Origin of the sequence: Janibacter sp. Soil728 (assembly GCF_001428305.1) — a bacterium.
Classification (GTDB): Bacteria; Actinomycetota; Actinomycetes; order Actinomycetales; family Dermatophilaceae; genus Janibacter.
This window is the reverse complement of the sequence record NZ_LMRZ01000006.1, coordinates 186,793-205,383: the sequence shown is the minus strand read 5'-3', so window position 1 is coordinate 205,383 and position 18,591 is coordinate 186,793. Positions and strand designations below refer to the sequence as shown.

General features: G+C 67.1%; 30 protein-coding genes. 28 read left to right on the top strand and 2 right to left on the bottom strand.

Annotated elements, in window-relative coordinates; translation table 11 throughout:
- The first annotated feature begins 143 nt into the window (after positions 1-143).
- From ASG73_RS14295 to tuf, 7 genes are all read left to right on the top strand, one after another.
- Positions 144-419 (top strand): HU family DNA-binding protein, encoded by a 276-nt coding sequence (locus ASG73_RS14295; protein WP_055996642.1) that lies wholly within the window; start codon positions 144-146, stop codon positions 417-419.
- A 96-nt stretch (positions 420-515) separates the two neighbouring features.
- Positions 516-797, top strand: coding sequence for a hypothetical protein (locus tag ASG73_RS14290; protein ID WP_055996640.1), 282 nt, complete (start codon positions 516-518; stop codon positions 795-797).
- The gene (locus tag ASG73_RS14285) at positions 797-1,327 is read left to right on the top strand and encodes a GNAT family N-acetyltransferase (RefSeq protein ID WP_055996638.1); all 531 of its coding nucleotides are present in this window, start codon (positions 797-799) and stop codon (positions 1,325-1,327) included. The genes ASG73_RS14290 and ASG73_RS14285 overlap by 1 nt, the downstream gene beginning before the upstream one ends.
- Positions 1,328-1,639: 312 nt before the next feature.
- The gene (gene rpsL / locus ASG73_RS14280) at positions 1,640-2,014 is read left to right on the top strand and encodes a 30S ribosomal protein S12 (RefSeq protein ID WP_007930014.1); all 375 of its coding nucleotides are present in this window, start codon (positions 1,640-1,642) and stop codon (positions 2,012-2,014) included.
- Positions 2,014-2,484: a 30S ribosomal protein S7 gene (rpsG, locus tag ASG73_RS14275; RefSeq protein WP_055996635.1), complete on the top strand. Its 471-nt coding sequence runs from the start codon at positions 2,014-2,016 to the stop codon at positions 2,482-2,484. Before rpsL ends, rpsG begins: the two co-directional genes overlap by 1 nt.
- Positions 2,485-2,572: 88 nt before the next feature.
- Positions 2,573-4,690, top strand: coding sequence for an elongation factor G (gene fusA / locus ASG73_RS14270; RefSeq protein ID WP_055996632.1), 2,118 nt, complete (start codon positions 2,573-2,575; stop codon positions 4,688-4,690).
- Between the two features lie 111 nt (positions 4,691-4,801).
- Positions 4,802-5,998 carry an elongation factor Tu gene (gene tuf / locus ASG73_RS14265; RefSeq protein ID WP_055996629.1) on the top strand — a complete coding sequence of 399 codons (1,197 nt, stop codon included), beginning with the start codon at positions 4,802-4,804 and terminating at the stop codon, positions 5,996-5,998.
- 244 nt (positions 5,999-6,242) lie between these two features.
- Here the strand turns inward: tuf and ASG73_RS14260 are convergent, their stop codons facing one another.
- Complete coding sequence (locus ASG73_RS14260; protein WP_055996624.1) at positions 6,243-6,905, bottom strand: helix-turn-helix transcriptional regulator; 663 nt, start codon at positions 6,903-6,905, stop codon at positions 6,243-6,245.
- Between the two features lie 16 nt (positions 6,906-6,921).
- Between ASG73_RS14260 and ASG73_RS14255 the strand changes: the two genes are divergently transcribed.
- Positions 6,922-7,500, top strand: a complete 579-nt coding sequence (locus ASG73_RS14255; protein WP_055996621.1) for a LuxR C-terminal-related transcriptional regulator — start codon at positions 6,922-6,924, stop codon at positions 7,498-7,500.
- Between the two features lie 177 nt (positions 7,501-7,677).
- A complete protein-coding gene (locus ASG73_RS14250; RefSeq protein ID WP_055996618.1) occupies positions 7,678-8,226 on the top strand; it encodes a hypothetical protein in 549 nt (182 codons plus the stop codon).
- A gap of 31 nt (positions 8,227-8,257) precedes the next feature.
- Here the strand turns inward: ASG73_RS14250 and ASG73_RS14245 are convergent, their stop codons facing one another.
- The gene (locus ASG73_RS14245; RefSeq protein ID WP_055996617.1) at positions 8,258-8,701 is read right to left on the bottom strand and encodes a hypothetical protein; all 444 of its coding nucleotides are present in this window, start codon (positions 8,699-8,701) and stop codon (positions 8,258-8,260) included.
- A gap of 105 nt (positions 8,702-8,806) precedes the next feature.
- Here ASG73_RS14245 and ASG73_RS14240 point away from each other — a divergent pair, with 105 nt between their 5' ends.
- The 19 genes from ASG73_RS14240 (at position 8,807) to rplR (ending at position 18,581) form a co-directional block, all read left to right on the top strand.
- Entirely contained in the window at positions 8,807-9,898 is a 1,092-nt protein-coding gene (locus ASG73_RS14240; RefSeq protein WP_055996614.1) for a YihY/virulence factor BrkB family protein, read from the top strand.
- A 377-nt stretch (positions 9,899-10,275) separates the two neighbouring features.
- Positions 10,276-10,584, top strand: coding sequence for a 30S ribosomal protein S10 (gene rpsJ / locus ASG73_RS14235; RefSeq protein ID WP_007924661.1), 309 nt, complete (start codon positions 10,276-10,278; stop codon positions 10,582-10,584).
- A gap of 11 nt (positions 10,585-10,595) precedes the next feature.
- On the top strand, positions 10,596-11,252 hold the full coding sequence (gene rplC / locus ASG73_RS14230; protein WP_055996610.1) for a 50S ribosomal protein L3: 657 nt from the start codon (positions 10,596-10,598) through the stop codon (positions 11,250-11,252).
- 1 nt (position 11,253) lies between these two features.
- A complete protein-coding gene (rplD, locus tag ASG73_RS14225) occupies positions 11,254-11,907 on the top strand; it encodes a 50S ribosomal protein L4 (protein ID WP_055996607.1) in 654 nt (217 codons plus the stop codon).
- An 8-nt stretch (positions 11,908-11,915) separates the two neighbouring features.
- On the top strand, positions 11,916-12,221 hold the full coding sequence (rplW, locus tag ASG73_RS14220) for a 50S ribosomal protein L23 (protein ID WP_055997580.1): 306 nt from the start codon (positions 11,916-11,918) through the stop codon (positions 12,219-12,221).
- Between the two features lie 22 nt (positions 12,222-12,243).
- A complete protein-coding gene (gene rplB / locus ASG73_RS14215; protein ID WP_055996604.1) occupies positions 12,244-13,080 on the top strand; it encodes a 50S ribosomal protein L2 in 837 nt (278 codons plus the stop codon).
- A 14-nt stretch (positions 13,081-13,094) separates the two neighbouring features.
- Positions 13,095-13,376, top strand: a complete 282-nt coding sequence (gene rpsS / locus ASG73_RS14210; RefSeq protein ID WP_055996601.1) for a 30S ribosomal protein S19 — start codon at positions 13,095-13,097, stop codon at positions 13,374-13,376.
- Entirely contained in the window at positions 13,376-13,786 is a 411-nt protein-coding gene (rplV, locus tag ASG73_RS14205) for a 50S ribosomal protein L22 (RefSeq protein ID WP_082567269.1), read from the top strand. Before rpsS ends, rplV begins: the two co-directional genes overlap by 1 nt.
- Positions 13,786-14,613, top strand: a complete 828-nt coding sequence (gene rpsC, locus ASG73_RS14200; RefSeq protein ID WP_055996598.1) for a 30S ribosomal protein S3 — start codon at positions 13,786-13,788, stop codon at positions 14,611-14,613. The genes rplV and rpsC overlap by 1 nt, the downstream gene beginning before the upstream one ends.
- Before the next feature lies 1 nt (position 14,614).
- Positions 14,615-15,034 (top strand): 50S ribosomal protein L16, encoded by a 420-nt coding sequence (gene rplP, locus ASG73_RS14195; RefSeq protein ID WP_055996595.1) that lies wholly within the window; start codon positions 14,615-14,617, stop codon positions 15,032-15,034.
- Positions 15,034-15,261, top strand: a complete 228-nt coding sequence (gene rpmC / locus ASG73_RS14190) for a 50S ribosomal protein L29 (protein ID WP_055996592.1) — start codon at positions 15,034-15,036, stop codon at positions 15,259-15,261. Before rplP ends, rpmC begins: the two co-directional genes overlap by 1 nt.
- A complete protein-coding gene (rpsQ, locus tag ASG73_RS14185; protein ID WP_055996589.1) occupies positions 15,258-15,542 on the top strand; it encodes a 30S ribosomal protein S17 in 285 nt (94 codons plus the stop codon). Before rpmC ends, rpsQ begins: the two co-directional genes overlap by 4 nt.
- A 108-nt stretch (positions 15,543-15,650) precedes the next feature.
- Positions 15,651-16,019, top strand: coding sequence for a 50S ribosomal protein L14 (rplN, locus tag ASG73_RS14180; protein ID WP_055996586.1), 369 nt, complete (start codon positions 15,651-15,653; stop codon positions 16,017-16,019).
- 3 nt (positions 16,020-16,022) lie between these two features.
- Complete coding sequence (gene rplX, locus ASG73_RS14175; RefSeq protein ID WP_055996582.1) at positions 16,023-16,361, top strand: 50S ribosomal protein L24; 339 nt, start codon at positions 16,023-16,025, stop codon at positions 16,359-16,361.
- Between the two features lies 1 nt (position 16,362).
- Positions 16,363-16,938, top strand: a complete 576-nt coding sequence (gene rplE / locus ASG73_RS14170) for a 50S ribosomal protein L5 (protein WP_055996579.1) — start codon at positions 16,363-16,365, stop codon at positions 16,936-16,938.
- Position 16,939: 1 nt separating this feature from the next.
- On the top strand, positions 16,940-17,125 hold the full coding sequence (locus ASG73_RS14165) for a type Z 30S ribosomal protein S14 (protein WP_007924699.1): 186 nt from the start codon (positions 16,940-16,942) through the stop codon (positions 17,123-17,125).
- A gap of 130 nt (positions 17,126-17,255) precedes the next feature.
- A complete protein-coding gene (rpsH, locus tag ASG73_RS14160; RefSeq protein WP_055996576.1) occupies positions 17,256-17,654 on the top strand; it encodes a 30S ribosomal protein S8 in 399 nt (132 codons plus the stop codon).
- A gap of 12 nt (positions 17,655-17,666) precedes the next feature.
- Positions 17,667-18,203 carry a 50S ribosomal protein L6 gene (rplF, locus tag ASG73_RS14155; RefSeq protein ID WP_055996573.1) on the top strand — a complete coding sequence of 179 codons (537 nt, stop codon included), beginning with the start codon at positions 17,667-17,669 and terminating at the stop codon, positions 18,201-18,203.
- Positions 18,204-18,206: 3 nt separating this feature from the next.
- On the top strand, positions 18,207-18,581 hold the full coding sequence (gene rplR, locus ASG73_RS14150; RefSeq protein WP_055996570.1) for a 50S ribosomal protein L18: 375 nt from the start codon (positions 18,207-18,209) through the stop codon (positions 18,579-18,581).
- The last annotated feature ends 10 nt before the right edge of the window (positions 18,582-18,591 follow it).

Genomic DNA, 18,591 nt, shown 5'->3' with positions numbered 1-18,591 from the left:
CGGATGTGGTCGCTCTGAGGGCGACACGCCGAAGATCGCCGGAAAATCAAGGGAAACACGCCGGGGATCAAGTCGACGGGGGCCCCGTGTTCGTGGTTGATTGGCCTTGTTCGACCTACGAACTTCACAGATGGAGATCCCACATGAACAAGTCTGAGCTCGCCAGCGCCGTCGCCGAGAAGGCCGGTGTGTCCGCCTCCGCGGCTTCCGAGGTCATCACCGCCCTCCAGGCGGTCCTGTCCGAGAACGTCGCCAAGGGCGAGAAGGTCACCGTCCCCGGTTTCTTCAGCCTCGAGCGCGTCGAGCGTGCCGAGCGCAAGGGCCGCAACCCGCAGACCGGCGCCGAGATGACCATCCCCGGTGGCTACGCCGCCAAGCTGTCCGCCGGCAGCGCCCTCAAGGCCGCGGCCAAGGGCTGATTGTCCGTACCAGCACGAAGGGGGTCGGTCGCCGTCATGGCGACCGACCCCCTTCGTCGTGCACGGACCAGAGTGTCGATGAGGGAGGATGTGCCCATGACCGGGGACGAACGTGACCAGCCGATGTCGGTGCGGGCCACCGCGGCGCGCTGGACGCTCGGCGCGGTCCTCGCCGTCGGTGCACTCGTGCTGCTGCTCAAGCCCGGGGGTGTGTCCAAGCTGCTGGCGCTGGTCCTCGCGGCTGCCGCGGTGACCACCTTCGCCCGCCGCTCCCGCAGCGACGCGACCATCGTGACCGTCGTCCTGCTCATCGTGGCCGCCGTCTACCTCGGGGCCTTCCTGAGCGGCAACAGCCACTGGATCACGGACAGGTACTGATGCGCGACGACCTCATCATCCGCCGGGAGAGCCCGCACGACGCCCTCCCGACGCAGGAGCTCCACGACGCCGCCTTCGGCATCCCACAGGGACGAAGGGAGTCCGTCGAGCGTGAGCTGCTGCGCGGCCTGCGCACCGATGGCTCGGTCATCGACGGGCTGACCTTCGTCGCCGAGCTGGACGGCGAGGTCGTCGGCCACGTGGTCTGCAGCCGCGCGAGCATCGACGGTGCGCCGTCGGTGGGGCTCGGTCCGATCTCGGTGCGACCCGACCACCAGCAGCAGGGCATCGGTGCGGCGCTCGTCATGTCCGTCGTCGCCAGCGCCGAGCAGGCCGCAGAGCCTGCCGTGGTGCTCCTCGGTGACCCGGAGTACTACGGGTTCTTCGGCTTCGTCCCGGCGTCGAGCCTGGGCATCAGCTCCCCGGGGGAGTGGGAGGATCGCTACTTCCAGGCCCTGACGCTGCGGGCCTGGCGGCCCGAGATGGCCGGCGACTTCAGGTACGCCGACGCCTTCGACCGCCTCGTCTGAGGGCAGGTCACGCCGCCGCGCCGAGGGCGGACAGGGATACCGATTTGTGACGCTGCGGGGGACGCCGGTATCGTTGATCAGCGTGCGTGGCATGGCTGTGCCGTGACGCGCGTCGAAGAGGGTCAGTGATGACCTCCTTCGCACCTCTCGCCGGGCGCCCTGGCGTGATCCGAGTCGATCACGCAGGGGAGTGCAGGGGGGAGCACCATCAGCGACACACCCGAGTGCGGGGGTCGCGGATGGCATCCAAGGAGTATCGGTCGGGTCCACCCGCCCGGTGCAGACAACATCAACGACGTACGGAGACACAGGTTGCCTACCATCAACCAGCTGGTGCGCAAGGGCCGGCAGGACAAGCCGTCCAAGGCCGCCACGCCTGCCCTCAAGGGCTCGCCGCAGCGCCGTGGAGTGTGCACTCGCGTGTACACGACCACGCCCAAGAAGCCGAACTCTGCCCTTCGTAAGGTCGCCCGCGTGCGCCTGACGAGTGGCATCGAGGTCACCGCCTACATCCCGGGCGTCGGTCACAACCTGCAGGAGCACTCCATCGTGCTCGTGCGTGGTGGCCGAGTGAAGGACCTCCCCGGTGTCCGTTACAAGATCGTCCGCGGGTCCCTCGACACCCAGGGTGTCAAGGGTCGTCAGCAGGCCCGCAGCCGCTACGGCGCCAAGAAGGAGAAGAAGTAATGCCTCGCAAGGGTCCCGCCCCGAAGCGGCCTCTCGTCATCGACCCGGTCTACCAGTCCCCTCTGGTGACCCAGCTGGTCAACAAGATTCTCCTCGATGGCAAGAAGTCCATCGCCGAGGCCATCGTCTACGACGCGCTCGAGGGCGTTCGTGAGAAGACCGGCACCGACCCCGTCCAGACGCTCAAGCGCGCCCTGGACAACGTCCGTCCGTCCCTGGAGGTCAAGTCCCGCCGCGTCGGTGGTGCGACCTACCAGGTGCCGATCGAGGTCAAGCCCGGCCGCGCGACGACCCTGTCGCTGCGTTGGCTCGTCGGGTACTCGCGTCAGCGTCGTGAGAAGACGATGACCGAGCGCCTCATGAACGAGATCCTCGACGCGAGCAACGGCCTGGGTGCCGCGGTCAAGCGTCGCGAGGACACGCACAAGATGGCCGAGTCCAACAAGGCCTTCGCGCACTACCGCTGGTGACAGCAGGTCGGGGCCGCCACCCTTGGTGGCCCCGACCCCACCGCCCTCCCGGGCAGACACGACCGCAACGAGCGAGATGAGATAACGAGTGGCACAGGACGTCCTGACGGACCTGACCAAGGTCCGCAACATCGGCATCATGGCGCACATCGACGCCGGCAAGACGACGACGACTGAGCGCATCCTTTTCTACACCGGCGTCAACCACAAGCTGGGCGAGACGCACGACGGTGCCTCCACGACCGACTGGATGGAGCAGGAGAAGGAGCGCGGCATCACGATCACGTCCGCCGCGGTCACCTCCTTCTGGGATGACACCCAGATCAACATCATCGACACCCCCGGGCACGTCGACTTCACGGTCGAGGTCGAGCGGTCCCTGCGCGTCCTCGACGGCGCAGTCGCCGTCTTCGACGGCAAGGAGGGCGTCGAGCCCCAGTCCGAGACGGTCTGGCGTCAGGCGGACAAGTACGACGTCCCCCGCATCGCCTTCGTCAACAAGATGGACAAGCTGGGCGCCGACTTCTACTTCACCATCGACACGATCAAGGACCGCCTCGGCGCGGAGCCGCTGGTCATGCAGCTGCCGATCGGTGCCGAGAACGACTTCGTCGGGGTCGTCGACCTCATCCAGATGAAGGCGCTCGTGTGGCCCGGTGACTCCAAGGGTGACGTCACCCTGGGAGCCTCCTACGAGACCCACGAGATCCCCGAGGACCTGCAGGCCAAGGCTGCGGACTACCGCAACCGCATCGTCGAGCGCGTCGCCGAGTCCGACGACGAGCTCATGGAGAAGTACCTCGGTGGCGAGGAGCTGACCAACGAAGAGCTGAAGGCGGGCATCCGCAAGCTCACGGTCAACTCCGAGCTCTACCCGATCTTCTGTGGTTCCGCCTTCAAGAACCGTGGCGTCCAGCCCGTGCTCGACGCGGTGCGCGACTACCTGCCCAGCCCGCTCGACGTCGCTGCCATGGAGGGCCACGCGCCCGGCAACGAGGACGAGGTCGTGCTGCGCAAGCCGAGCACCGACGAGCCCTTCTCGGCTCTGGCGTTCAAGATCGCGTCGCACCCCTTCTTCGGGACGCTGACCTTCATCCGCGTCTACTCCGGTCGTCTCGACCCGGGTACCCAGGTCCTGAACTCGACCAAGGGCAAGAAGGAGCGCATCGGCAAGCTCTTCCAGATGCACGCCAACAAGGAGAACCCGGTCGGTGAGGCCATGGCCGGTCACATCTACGCGGTCATCGGCCTCAAGGAGACCACCACGGGTGACACCCTGTGTGACGTCGCCAACCCGGTCATCCTCGAGTCGATGTCCTTCCCCGCCCCGGTCATCCAGGTCGCCATCGAGCCCAAGACCAAGGGCGACCAGGAAAAGCTGGGTGGCGCCATCCAGCGTCTCGTCGCCGAGGACCCGACCTTCCAGGTCTCCCTCGACGAGGAGACCGGTCAGACGATCATCGCCGGCATGGGCGAGCTCCACCTGGACGTCTTCGTCGACCGGATGAAGCGTGAGTTCAAGGTCGAGGCCAACATCGGCAAGCCGCAGGTGGCCTACCGCGAGACGATCCGCAAGACCGTCGACAAGCTCGACTACACGCACAAGAAGCAGACCGGTGGTTCCGGTCAGTTCGCCAAGGTGCAGCTGCGCTTCGAGCCGATGCCCGAGAACGAAGACGGCGAGATGTACGAGTTCAAGAACGCCGTCACCGGTGGTCGCATCCCGCGTGAGTACATCCCCAGCGTCGACGCGGGCATCAAGGACGCCATGCAGTACGGCGTGCTGGCCGGCTACCCCGTCGTTGGCGTCAAGGCGACGCTGCTCGATGGCGCCTACCACGACGTCGACTCCTCGGAGATGGCGTTCAAGATCGCCGGCTCGATGGCCTTCAAGGAGGCCGCCCGCAAGGCCGACCCGGTGCTCATGGAGCCGATGATGAAGGTCGAGGTGCGTACCCCCGAGGACTACATGGGCGACGTCATCGGCGACATCAACTCGCGTCGTGGCCAGATCCAGTCCATGGAGGACGTCAGCGGAGCCAAGGTCGTCACCGGCCTCGTCCCGCTGTCCGAGATGTTCGGCTACGTCGGCGACCTGCGGTCGAAGACCCAGGGCCGTGCGAACTACTCCATGGAGTTCGACTCCTATGCAGAGGTCCCCAAGGCTGTCGCCGAGGAGATCATCAAGAAGATCCGGGGCGAGTGACCGGTAGCATTACCGTCGGTCCCGACGCGGAACATCCCAACAACCCAAGAATCGACGCCACCCTGCCGGGATAAGGCGTAACGAAGATGACGTCCTGAGGAGGACACAACAGTGGCGAAGGCAAAGTTCGAGCGGAGCAAGCCGCACGTCAACATCGGCACCATCGGTCACATCGACCATGGCAAGACGACGCTGACTGCCGCGATCTCCCGCGTGCTGCACGACAAGCTCCCCGACCTCAACGAGGCCTCGGCGTTCGACACGATCGACAAGGCTCCCGAAGAGAAGGCTCGTGGGATCACGATCTCGATCTCGCACATCGAGTACCAGACGGAGTCGCGTCACTACGCGCACGTCGACTGCCCCGGTCACGCTGACTACGTGAAGAACATGATCACCGGTGCGGCTCAGATGGACGGCGCGATCCTCGTGGTCGCCGCCACCGACGGCCCCATGCCGCAGACCAAGGAGCACGTGCTCCTGGCCCGCCAGGTCGGCGTCCCCTTCATCGTCGTTGCCCTCAACAAGGCCGACATGGTGGACGACGAGGAGATCATGGAGCTCGTCGAGATGGAGGTCCGCGAACTGCTGTCCTCCTACGAGTTCCCGGGCGACGACGTCCCCGTGGTCAAGGTCTCGGCGCTCAAGGCGCTCGAGGGCGACGCCAAGTGGGGCGAGTCGATCATGGAGCTCATGGACGCTGTCGACTCGTACATCCCCGAGCCGGTGCGCGACCTGGACAAGCCGTTCATGATGCCCGTCGAGGACGTCTTCACGATCACCGGTCGTGGAACCGTCGTCACCGGTCGTATCGAGCGCGGCATCCTCAACGTCAACGAGGACATCGAGATCGTCGGCATCCACGAGGGTCCCGCGACCAAGACCACCGTCACGGGCATCGAGATGTTCCGCAAGCTGCTCGACGAGGGTCGCGCCGGTGAGAACGTCGGTCTGCTGCTTCGTGGCACCAAGCGCGAGGACGTCGAGCGCGGGCAGGTCATCTGCAAGCCGGGCTCGATCACCCCGCACACCGAGTTCGACGCGCAGGTCTACATCCTGTCGAAGGAGGAGGGTGGCCGTCACACGCCGTTCTACGACTCCTACCGTCCGCAGTTCTACTTCCGGACCACCGACGTCACCGGCGTCGTCACGCTGCCCGAGGGCACCGAGATGGTCATGCCCGGCGACAACACCGACATGAAGGTCTCGCTCATCCAGCCGATCGCCATGGAAGAGGGCCTGAAGTTCAACATCCGCGAGGGTGGCCGCACCGTCGGCGCCGGTCGCGTCACCAAGATCCTCAAGTGATCCTGGGCTGACCTCGGTCAGCAACCACGAAGGGCCCGTCTCCCCGTCAGGGGAGGCGGGCCCTTCGTCGTGTCCGCTCCCCGAGGAGGCGCGCCAGCGCCGTCCTCACGCTCCCTGAGGAGCTTGCGCCGTCTCCACGCTCCCCGAGGAGGCGCGCCAGCGCCGTCTCCACGCTCCCTGAGGAGCTTGCGCCGTCTCCACGCTCCCTGAGGAGCTTGCGCAGCAAGCGTCTCGAAGGGTGTCCTCAGGGCCGCCCCGCGTCGATCCACACCTGCTGCTCGAGCGCCCAGCCGTCGACGACCAACGCGCGGCGCAGCGCAGCGCGGTTGTTGGTCGGGACCCCCGCGGCCCGGTAGCGCGCTCGTCCCCGCTCCAGGTGGCTGCGGATCGTCTCGGTGCGAAGGGAGAGCACCTGCCCCAGGTGCGCGGGGGTGTGGCCGCGGGCGGTGACGTAGAGGGCGAGCACCTGCAGCTCGCGGTCGGTGAGGTGGGCCAGTGGAGGGTCGGCGGGCTCGATGCGCGTGTCTGGTGGTGGGCTGCCCAGCGCGATCTGGCGGATCGCCTCGGCGGTGGCGGCGAGGCCGGCCGTCGGCTCGATCCAGGCCACGGCCCCCTCGGCGCCACAGCGGCGCGCGGACGGGGTGGGCCGGCCCGGCCCGAGGACGACTGTGTGCGAGCCCAAGCGGGTGAGGGCGCGCACCTTGAGGGGGAGCGGTACGTGGTCGTCGAGCAGGGCGTCCAGCACGACGACGTCACCGGCGAAGTCCCACTCCCGTTGGAAGTCCGACCATGCGTGGACGCTCGTCGTGACGTGGACGGGCCGTGGTCCAGAGCTCAGCGCGTGGCGCAGCGCCGTGGACACCACCGGGGAGGTGTGCACGAGGTCCAGACGCAGGCGGGTGCTCATCGGGCACGATGCTCCCATGCCCTCATCGCCCGCCGTCGCCGTGTGGTCACCGTGGTGCCTGCACGCCGACGCCGTGGCCGGGGTGCTGGCCGAGTACGGCATCTCGGCCGAGGTCGTCGACGACCCGGCGGCGGCGCAGGGCCTGCTCGTGGCAGAGCTGGTGGGGGCGGACGACCTCCACGTGCTCGAGGCGAGGCGAAGGGGGGAGCTGCCCACCATCGTCTGGGGCGGGACCCTGCCCGTGCCGCGCGTGGCGGCGCTGCGTGATGCGGGGGCGTCGGCGTACGTCACCCTGCTCCACGCGCCTCGCGAGCTGGTGGCCGTGGTCCGCCAGGTGCAGGACGGTCAGCGGGTTGCGTGGCCGGGGTGCGAGGCGCCGGTGGGGGCCCTGACCGGCCGGGAGCGCGAGGTGGCGCAGGCGTATCTGGTGCAGTGGGCTGATGGGACCCGGGCCGAGGTGGCGACGCGGCTCGGGATGAGCGAACGGACGCTCAAGGTGCACATCGCCAACATCCGGGCGAAGGCCGGCCACCGGGGGACAGGGACGCGTGACGGTCTGCTGCGGACGCTCACCGTGCGCGGGTGGGTCGGCTGATGGTCACGAGCGCCTAGTCCTTTTGCAGGCATTTGGTCGTGGTCTGTTCAGGAAACTCTAAGGTCGCTCGTGGCGGGTTCGACAGGGAGACCGCCACCGGGGAGGACCCGTCATCGCGCCGTCGCGACCGAGTGCGGCGCACCGTCTGCAGCGCCTGTCCGCAGAAAGAACCGTCACGTGACGAAGGATCTCACCGCCTCGGGCCCGTCCCGCCGCTCCATCGCGAAGGGGGCCGCCTGGGCCGTCCCCGCCGTCTCCGTCGCCGCTGCCGCTCCGGCTCTCGCCGCCTCGCCGATCGCGGTGTGCGCGCCGGGCACCCTCGTCGTGACGGCGAACTGTCCCCCCGTGATCCAGCTGCCGACGGCGGATGCCCAGCAGTTGACGTTCACCGTCACCAACCCGGCTGGTAGCGGCTGCACCGTCCCGACGGACACGACCTTCACGGTGGACCGCGGCGGTCTCGCTGGAGTCTTCGTGACCCCGCTGAACGACCTCAACGCCAGCGTCGGCGTCCTCTTCGACACCGCGACCACCGGCCACCTGACCGCGCCCCTCGTGGAGGGGCAGAGCGTCACCATTCAGGTGTTCCCGCGCAACCTCGCGAACGTCGCCGTCGCCCAGGACGCCACCTTCACGATCGATGGGTCCTCTGCCACCCAGGCGTACACCATCATCTCGGCGACCCTGCCGGTCCTCGGGACGACATCGGTCGCGCTCTGCGCCTGATAGTCCGAACGTGTCGAATGGCCCGGAGTCCTCACGGACTCCGGGCCGTTCGTCGTCTGGGCTGCACCTCGGAGATCACCACCCGCGCCAGCCTCCACCCGGCAAGCGCCGCACCAGCAACGAGCACGACCACCGCAGCAACCACCGCGAACCACGTGGCGGGATGCGCGTCCAGCCCCATCGCCGCGTGCGTGACGCTCCCGCCGTACGCCCGGGCTGACAGGTACTGAGCCGGCCTCAGGGCCGTGGTGAGCAGCGCCTCCCAGGCGAGCCAGTGGAGCAGGCAGCCGGTGACGCTGCGATTCACCCCGATCGCGAGCAGCGTGACGGCCCGGTCCAGGCCACCGCAGAGATCGTCCGCGCCCACCACGCCGGTGATGCCCGGACTGATCTCGAGGGAAAGCTCGTCGAGCGCCGTCACGCCGGAGTGTTGCTTGGTCAGTCGCTCGGTCGCGACCACCTGCCCGTCTGCCACGTCGTTCCCCCCGCTCGTACCCACGTGTTTGCGCCACGCACGAGGGGGGTGCTGGCCTAGGGTGTGGACGACCGCCGCAGCCGACCACGGGGGAGAGCCCGCAGCATGGCCACCGACGACACCACGCAGATCGACGCCGCCCCGGAACGCGCGGGGCTCGACGAGGAGGTCAAGCCCTCCCTTCGTCAGCTCAAGCGGCGCAGCTGGACCTTCGCCTTCAAGCGGGCGATCAAGGAGTTCAGCGCGGACGGCTGCACCGACCTCGCCGCCGCGCTCACCTACTTCTCCGTCCTGTCGATCTTCCCGGCACTGCTCGCCCTCGTCTCCATCCTCGGCCTGGTGGGAGACCCGGAGAGGACCAAGTCGACGATCCTCGACGTGCTCGACCAGCTCGGGACAGGCAGCGTCGGCTCGACGCTGGAGGGCCCGCTGGACCAGATGGTCAACTCGCCGGCCGCGGGTGTCGGTCTCGTCGTCGGTCTCGCCGGCGCCCTGTGGTCGGCGTCCGGGTACGTCGGGGCATTCGGCCGCGCGCTCAACAAGATCTACGAGGTGCCCGAGGGTCGCGGCTTCATCAAGCTGCGCCCGATGCAGCTGGTGGTCACCGCGATCCTGCTCGTCCTGGCCGCGGCCATCATCCTGTCGGTCGCCGTCAGCGGTGAGCTGGCTCGTGCCATCGGTGACGCGATCGGTCTCGGCGACGCGGCCGTCATGACCTGGAACCTCGCCAAGTGGCCGGTCATCCTGCTCGTCGTCATCTTCATGGTCGGACTGCTCTACTGGGCGACGCCCAACGTGCGCCAGCCGAAGTTCCGCTGGCTGACGCCCGGTGCGGCGATCGCGATCCTCGTCGCGATCCTCGCCTCGGTGGCCTTCGGCTTCTACGTCTCCAACTTCAGCTCGTACAACAAGACCTACGGCTCGCTCGCCGGCGTCATCGTCTTCCTCCTGTGGCTGTGGATCCTCAACAACGTGCTGCTGCTCGGCGCCGAGGTCGACTCCGAGATCGAGCGCTCCCGCCAGCTGCAGGCCGGCATGGCCGCGGAGGAGGACCTGCTGCTGCCCCTGCGCGACACGACGAAGTCCGATGCTGCCGCCGAGGCCCAGGACGAGGTCCGTGAAGAGGCCCGCTCGCTGCGGATCAAGGGGCTGCAGGACCAGGGCAGGTCCACGGCGGAGCTCGCTGACCGCGACTGACGACAACCGAGGGACGAAGGGGGGAGCCTCCCCCCTTCGTCCTCGTGTCAAGCACCGCCGCCCCCGATTTGGACTGGGGCGCCAGCCTCTGGCACACTGTTCAGGTTGCTTGTTGAGCGGTGACGCGACGGTCGGTTTTGCCCCGGTCGCTCGCGTTTTCGCCATCCCGATGACAACGCACCGAACCGCTTCAGGCGGGGCGACACATCGGAACCACAGCACGATCCGGTCGATCCGGGTCGACGACCAGACCGACGACCTGCCATATGGCGCGTCGTCGGGCCGCGGAGCGGGTGCGACACACCCGACCGCGTGGGTCGGAGACCAGGCACTCGACACAGACCAGGCAAGACGGCGAGAGAGAGACGGACACACAGATGGCGGGACAGAAGATCCGCATCCGGTTGAAGTCGTATGACCATGAGGTCATCGACAACTCGGCGCGAAAGATCGTCGACACCGTGACCCGTGCCGGCGCGACGGTGGTCGGCCCAGTGCCGCTGCCTACGGAGAAGAACGTGTTCTGCGTCATCCGGTCGCCGCACAAGTACAAGGACAGCCGCGAGCACTTCGAGATGCGCACCCACAAGCGCCTCATCGACATCATCGACCCGACGCCCAAGGCCGTCGACTCGCTGATGCGTCTCGACCTCCCGGCTGACGTCAACATCGAGATCAAGCTCTGAGGCGCATCGAGATGACTACTACTGCCACCAAGACCGTCAAGGGCGTTCTCGGCGAAAAGCTCGGTATGACGCAGGTCTGGGACGCGGAGAACCGCCTCGTCCCCGTCACCGTCATCCAGGCTGGCCCGTGCGTCGTCACCCAGGTCCGCAATGTCGAGACCGATGGGTACGACGCCGTGCAGATCGCTTACGGCGCCATCGACCCCCGCAAGGTGAACCAGCCCAAGGGCGGTCACTTCGCCAAGGCCGGTGCCACCCCGCGTCGCCACCTCGTCGAGCTCCGCACCGCGGACGCCTCCGAGTACTCCCTGGGCCAGGAGGTGACGGTCGAGCTGTTCGAGAACGGACAGGAGATCGACGTCACCGGCACCACCAAGGGCAAGGGCTTCGCCGGCGTCATGAAGCGTCACGGCTTCCACGGCGTGGGCGCCTCCCACGGTGCCCACCGCAACCACCGCAAGCCTGGCTCGATCGGTGGCTGCGCCACCCCGGGTCGCGTTTTCAAGGGGATGCGCATGGCCGGCCGCATGGGCGGCGTGCGCCAGACCACCCAGAACCTCACGATCCACGCGGTCGATGCTGACAAGGGCCTTCTGCTCGTCAAGGGTGCCGTTCCCGGCCCCCGCGGCGGCGTCGTCCTCGTCCGCTCCGCGGTGAAGGGAGCCTGACGTGCCGACCATCGACATCCTCAGCCCTCAGGGCACTGCCTCCGGCAGTGTCGAGCTGCCCGCCGAGATCTTCGACGTGGCAGTCAACGTCCCGTTGATCCACCAGGTCGTCGTCGCCCAGCTCGCCGCCGCGCGGCAGGGTACGCACTCGACCAAGACCCGCGCCGAGGTGCGTGGCGGTGGGCGCAAGCCTTACCGCCAGAAGGGCACCGGCCGCGCTCGTCAGGGCTCGACCCGTGCACCGCAGTTCGCCGGCGGTGGCGTCGTCCACGGCCCGCAGCCGCGTGACTACGCCCAGCGCACCCCCAAGAAGATGAAGGCCGCCGCCCTGCGCGGTGCCCTGTCGGACCGGGCGCGCAACGGTCGCATCCACGTGCTCACCGCACTCGTCGAGGGGGACACCCCGTCGACCAAGAACGTCGCCACCGTCCTCGGTGGGATCAGCGAGCGCAAGAACCTGCTCATCGTGATCGAGCGCGACAACGACTCCGCGTGGAAGTCGGTGCGTAACCTCGCCGACGTGCACGTGCTCGCTGCCGACCAGCTCAACACGTACGACGTGCTGTGCTCGGACGACATCGTCTTCACCCAGGCGGCTCTCGAGGCTTTCCTCGCCGGGCCCAAGCCCAAGACCACTGAGGAGACGGGCAAGTGAACAAGTCCATTTCAAGTGCGTCCCAGCTCAAGGACCCGCGCGACATCCTGATTCGTCCCGTCGTGTCCGAGAAGTCGTACGGCCTGCTCGACGAGGGTAAGTACACCTTCATCGTCGACCCGCGGGCCAACAAGACGGAGATCAAGATCGCCGTCGAGCAGGTCTTCGGCGTCAAGGTCGACTCCGTCCACACCATGAACCGTGTCGGCAAGACCCGACGCACGCGGTTCGGCACCGGTAAGCGCAAGGACACGAAGCGCGCGATCGTCTCTCTCCGCGAGGGCACGATCGACATCTTCGGCGGCCAGGGCTGACGGAGAGGACAAGGAAGAACCAATGGGTATCCGTAAGTACAAGCCGACAACCCCGGGTCGTCGCGGCAGCTCTGTCGCAGACTTCGTCGAGGTCACGCGCTCCACGCCTGAGAAGTCGCTGGTCCGCCCGCTGACCAAGTCTGGTGGCCGCAACTCCACCGGTCGTATCACCACCCGTCACATCGGTGGTGGCCACAAGCGTGCCTACCGCGTCATCGACTTCCGTCGCCACGACAAGGACGGCGTTCCGGCCAAGGTCGCTCACATCGAGTACGACCCCAACCGCACCGCCCGCATCGCGCTGCTGCACTACGCAGACGGCGAGAAGCGCTACATCCTGGCGCCGAACAAGCTCGCGCAGGGCACCGTGATCGAGAACGGCCCGTCCGCCGACATCAAGGTGGGCAACAACCTGCCGCTGCGCAACATCCCCAACGGCACGACGATCCACGCTGTGGAGCTTCGTCCCGGTGGTGGCGCCAAGATGGCCCGCTCTGCCGGTGCCAGCATCCAGCTGCTCGCCAAGGAGGGTCCTCACGCCACGCTGCGTATGCCCTCCGGTGAGGTCCGTCGCGTCGACGTGCGCTGCCGCGCCACGATCGGCGAGGTCGGCAACGCCGAGCAGTCGAACATCAACTGGGGCAAGGCCGGCCGCATGCGCTGGAAGGGCAAGCGCCCGACCGTCCGTGGTGTCGTCATGAACCCGGTCGACCACCCGCACGGTGGTGGCGAGGGCCGGACTTCCGGTGGCCGTCACCCCGTCTCCCCCTGGGGTAAGCCCGAGGGTCGTACCCGGCGTCCCGGGAAGGCGAGCGACAAGCTCATCGTCCGTCGCCGCCGCACCGGCAAGAAGCGCTGATAGGAGCCTAGGACATGCCTCGTAGTTTGAAGAAGGGCCCCTTCATCGACGACCACCTTCAGAAGAAGGTCGACGTCCAGAACGAAGCGGGCACCAAGAACGTCATCAAGACCTGGTCGCGTCGTTCGGTGGTCTCACCGGACATGCTCGGCCACACCTTCGCCGTCCACGACGGCCGCAAGCACGTCCCGGTGTTCGTCACCGAGGCGATGGTCGGCCACAAGTTCGGCGAGTTCGCACCGACCCGCACCTTCCGCGGTCACGTGAAGGACGACAAGAAGGGACGTCGTCGCTGATGCCTGCAACCGAGATCACCGAGCAGGAGCAGTTGGCTGCCCGCGCCTCGGCGCGCAACCTGCGCGTCACGCCCCAGAAGGCGCGTCGTGTCGTCAACATGATCCGTGGCAAGGACACGCAGACCGCGATCGCGACTCTGCAGTTCGCGCCCCAGGGGGCGGCTGAGCCGGTCCTGAAGGTCGTGCACAGCGCCATCGCCAACCTGCGGGTCAAGGCCGATGAGGCCGGGGAGCCCTTTGACGAGCGCAACCTCGTCATCTCCACGGCTTTCGTCGACGAGGGTCCGACGATGAAGCGTTTCCGTCCGCGGGCCCAGGGCCGCGCCGGCCGGATCAACAAGCGCACCAGCCACATCACCGTCCTCGTGACGAGCAAGCCTGAGAAGGCCGCGAAGGGAGGGACCCGCTGATGGGTCAGAAAATCAACCCGCACGGCTTCCGTCTGGGCATCACCACCGACCACAAGAGCCGCTGGTTCGCCGACTCCAACAAGGAGGGTCAGCGCTACCGCGACTACGTCAAGGAAGACGTCGCGATCCGCAAGCTCATGTCCACGGGCATGGAGCGCGCCGGTATCGCTCGCGTCGAGATCGAGCGGACCCGTGACCGCGTGCGTGTGGACATCCACACCGCGCGTCCCGGGATCGTCATCGGTCGCCGTGGCGCCGAGGCCGACCGCATCCGCGGCGAGCTCGAGAAGCTCACGGGCAAGCAGGTGCAGCTGAACATCCTCGAGGTCAAGAACCCCGAGATCGAGGCTCAGCTGGTCGCCCAGGGCATCGCCGAGCAGCTTGCTGCTCGAGTCACCTTCCGTCGCGCCATGCGCAAGGGGATGCAGTCCTCCCTTCGCGCTGGTGCCAAGGGCATCCGGATCCAGTGCTCCGGCCGCCTCGGTGGTGCCGAGATGTCCCGGTCCGAGTTCTACCGCGAGGGTCGCGTTCCGCTGCACACCCTCCGCGCGAACATCGACTACGGCTTCTACGAGGCCCGCACGACCTTCGGTCGCATCGGCGTCAAGGTCTGGATCTACAAGGGCGACATGACCGAGAAGGAGTTCGCGGCCCAGCAGGCGACCGCAGCTCCCCGCGGCCGTGGTGGCCCGCGTCGCGACCGCGACGACCGTCCCGCCCGCGCCCGTCGTGGTGGCGACCGCAACGAGGCTCCGGCTTCGGCCGCGGCCCCCGCTGCGGAGGCTCCCGCTGCTTCGGCGCCGGCCAAGACCGAGGGAGAGTCCTGAGATGTTGATCCCCCGACGGGTCAAGCACCGTAAGCAGCACCACCCCAAGCGTTCCGGTATGGCCAAGGGCGGCACGACCGTCGCCTTCGGTGACTACGGCCTCCAGGCACTTTCGCCGGCCTACGTCACCAACCGCCAGATCGAGGCCGCTCGTATCGCCATGACGCGCTTCATGAAGCGTGGTGGCAAGGTCTGGATCAACATCTACCCGGACCGTCCGCTCACCAAGAAGCCGGCTGAGACCCGTATGGGTTCCGGTAAGGGTTCGCCCGAGTGGTGGGTGGCCAACGTCAAGCCCGGCCGGATCATGTTCGAGATCTCCGGCGTGGACGAGGAGACCGCTCGCGAGGCCATGCGCCTGGCGATGCACAAGCTGCCGATGAAGTGCCGCTTCGTCGTGCGTGAGGGTGGTGGCAACTGATGGCAGTCGGATCCAAGGACCTGGCTCCGGTCGAGCTGCGTGAGTTGACCGACGAGCGTCTGGTCGACGAGCTGCGCAAGGGCAAGGAGGAGCTGTTCAACCTCCGGTTCCAGTCGGCCACCGGGCAGCTCGAGAACCACGGCCGCCTCCGTGCGGTCCGCAAGGACATCGCCCGGATCTACACCGAGATGCGCGAGCGCGAGCTCGGGATCGGGGAGTCCAAGTGAGCGAGAACGTGAAGGAAGACACCGTGACCACCCGTAACGACCGCAAGTCGCGCCGCGGCTACGTCGTCAGCGACAAGATGGACAAGACTGTTGTCGTCGAGGTCGAGGACCGCGTCAAGCACGCGCTGTACGGCAAGGTCATCCGCAAGACCTCCAAGGTCAAGGCGCACGACGAGGACAACGCTGCCGGTATCGGCGACCACGTTGTCATCATGGAGACCCGACCGCTGTCTGCCAGCAAGCGCTGGCGCATCGTCGAGATCCTCGAAAAGGCCAAGTAAGGCCAACCCCGGAGCGAAGGGGGCACACGCCCCCTTCGCCCGTGTAGACCACATCAGTTCGGCCAGGCTCGCCCTGAGCGAGAACCAGCACGACGACAGGAGTGAGAAGTGATCCAGCAGGAGTCGCGACTGCGCGTCGCCGACAACACCGGTGCCAAGGAGATCCTGTGCATCCGTGTGCTTGGCGGCTCCGGCCGCCGGTACGCCGGCGTTGGCGACACGATCGTCGCCACCGTCAAGGACGCCATCCCCGGTGGCAATGTCAAGAAGGGTGACGTCGTCAAGGCGGTCATCGTTCGTACCAAGAAGGAGCGTCGTCGTAACGACGGTTCCTACATCAAGTTCGACGAGAACGCTGCCGTCATCCTCAAGGCTGACGGCGAGCCTCGCGGGACCCGCATCTTCGGCCCGGTCGGTCGCGAGCTGCGCGACAAGAAGTTCATGAAGATCGTCTCGCTCGCACCGGAGGTGATCTGATCCATGGCTAAGCTCAAGATCAAGAAGGGCGACCTCGTCCAGGTCCTGTCCGGCAAGGACAAGGGACTGCAGGGCAAGGTCATCTCGGTCAACACCGAGACCCAGCGCGTCGTGGTCGAGGGTGTCCAGCGGGTCACCCGCCACACCAAGGCCGGCTTTGGCGGGCAGGCCGGCGGCCTGGTCGTCTCCGAGGCGCCGATCCACGTGAGCAACGTGGCCATCGTCGACCCTGAGGACAACAAGCCGACCCGTATCCGGACCCGTGTCGAGACCGTCGAGCGTGACGGTCGCACCAAGGCGAGCCGCACCCGCGTCGCGGGCCGCTCGGGCAAGGACCTCTGAAGTGACTGACACCATCGAGACCCCCGCCGTCGAGGCCCCGCGCCTCAAGGCCAAGTACGCCGACGAGATCGTTCCTGCTCTCAAGGAGCAGTTCGCCTTCGCCAACGCGATGCAGGTTCCCCGCGTCGTCAAGGTCGTCGTCAACATGGGCGTCGGTGACGCCGCCAAGGACAGCAAGCTGATCGAGGGCGCCATCCGCGACCTGACCGCCATCACCGGTCAGAAGCCGCAGGTGACCAAGGCCCGCAAGTCCATCGCTCAGTTCAAGCTGCGCGAGGGCATGCCGATCGGTTGCCACGTCACCCTGCGCAATGCGCGCATGTGGGAGTTCCTCGACCGGCTCACGTCGGTCGCGCTGCCCCGCATCCGCGACTTCCGCGGCCTGAGCCCGAAGCAGTTCGACGGCAACGGCAACTACACCTTCGGTCTGAACGAGCAGTCGATGTTCCACGAGATCGACCAGGACAAGATCGATCGCGTCCGAGGTATGGACATCACCGTGGTCACGACCGCGAAGAATGACGACGAGGGCCGCGCGCTGCTGAAGCAGCTGGGCTTCCCCTTCAAGGAGAACTGACATGGCGAAGACCGCCCTGATCAACAAGGCGAACAAGAAGCCGAAGTTCAAGGTCCGCGGTTACACGCGGTGCCAGCGTTGCGGCCGGCCCCACTCGGTCTACCGCAAGTTCGGCCTGTGCCGTGTGTGCCTTCGCGAGATGGCCCACCGCGGCGAGCTTCCCGGCGTGACCAAGTCCTCCTGGTAAGCACCCGGAGCACGAGCTCGACCCGCTCACGCAGACTCGTCTGCTCCGAGCAGCAGCAGAACTCAAGTTTCAACACCACGACACCGAAGGTCCTGATGGAAACCGCGGTGAGAAGGGGCAGGCAGAGCCCATGACCATGACCGACCCGATTGCGGACATGCTGACCCGCGTCCGGAACGCCAACTCGGCGCACCACGACGAGGTCTCCATGCCGTACTCCAAGCTCAAGTCGCACATCGCGGACATCCTCCAGGCGGAGGGTTTCATCGCGGGGTGGGAGGTCGCTGAGGCGACCGTTGGCCAGACGCTGACGATCAACCTCAAGTACGGCCCCAACCGTGAGCGTTCCATCGCGGGCGTGCGCCGGGTGTCCAAGCCCGGTCTGCGCGTGTACGCGAAGTCCACCAACCTTCCGAAGGTTCTCGGCGGCCTCGGCGTGGCGATCATCTCCACGTCCTCTGGCCTCCTGACCGACCGGCAGGCCGCAACCAAGGGTGTGGGTGGGGAAGTCCTCGCCTACGTCTGGTAAGGGGAAGCAGACATGTCGCGTATTGGACGACTCCCGGTCGCCATCCCCAGCGGTGTCGACATCGCCATCGAGGGCCAGACCGTCAAGGTCAAGGGTCCCAAGGGCGAGCTGCAGGTCATCGTGACCGAGCCGATCACGGTCGCCAAGACCGAGAGCGGCGTTGAGGTCTCCCGCCCCAACGACGCGCGCGAGTCGCGGTCGCTGCACGGGCTGACCCGCAGCCTCATCAACAACATGGTCGTCGGTGTCACCGAGGGCTACGAGAAGAAGCTCGAGATCCACGGCACCGGTTACCGGGTGCAGAACAAGGGCGGCTCCCTGGAGTTCGCTCTCGGGTACAGCCACCCGATCGTGATCGAGGCCCCTGAGGGGATCAGCTTCAATGTCGAGAACCCGACGCGCCTGAGCGTGGCGGGGATCGACAAGCAGCTCGTCGGCGAGACGGCTGCCAACATCCGCAAGCTCCGCCGGCCCGACCCGTACAAGGGCAAGGGTGTCCGGTACGAGGGCGAGCAGATCCGTCGCAAGGTCGGAAAGGCTGGTAAGTAAGCCATGGCCAAGATCATCAAGCGTGCCAAGGGCAAGAGCGCAGCGCGCGGTCGTCGCCACCTGCGTCTTCGCAAGAAGGTCAGCGGGACCGCGGTGCGGCCCCGTCTGGTCGTCAGCCGCAGCAGCCGCCACGTCTTCGTCCAGGTCGTCGACGACACGGTCGGCAAGACCGTTGCGTCCGCGTCGACCATGGAGGTCGATGTGCGTGCCCTCGACGGTGACAAGACCGCTCGGGCCAAGAAGGTCGGTGAGCTCATCGCTGAGCGCGCCAAGGCCACTGGCGTCGAGGCCGTCGTCTTCGACCGCGGTGGCAACCGCTACCACGGTCGCGTCGCTGCCATTGCGGACGGCGCTCGTGAAGGGGGCCTGACCCTGTGATGCAGGCCCA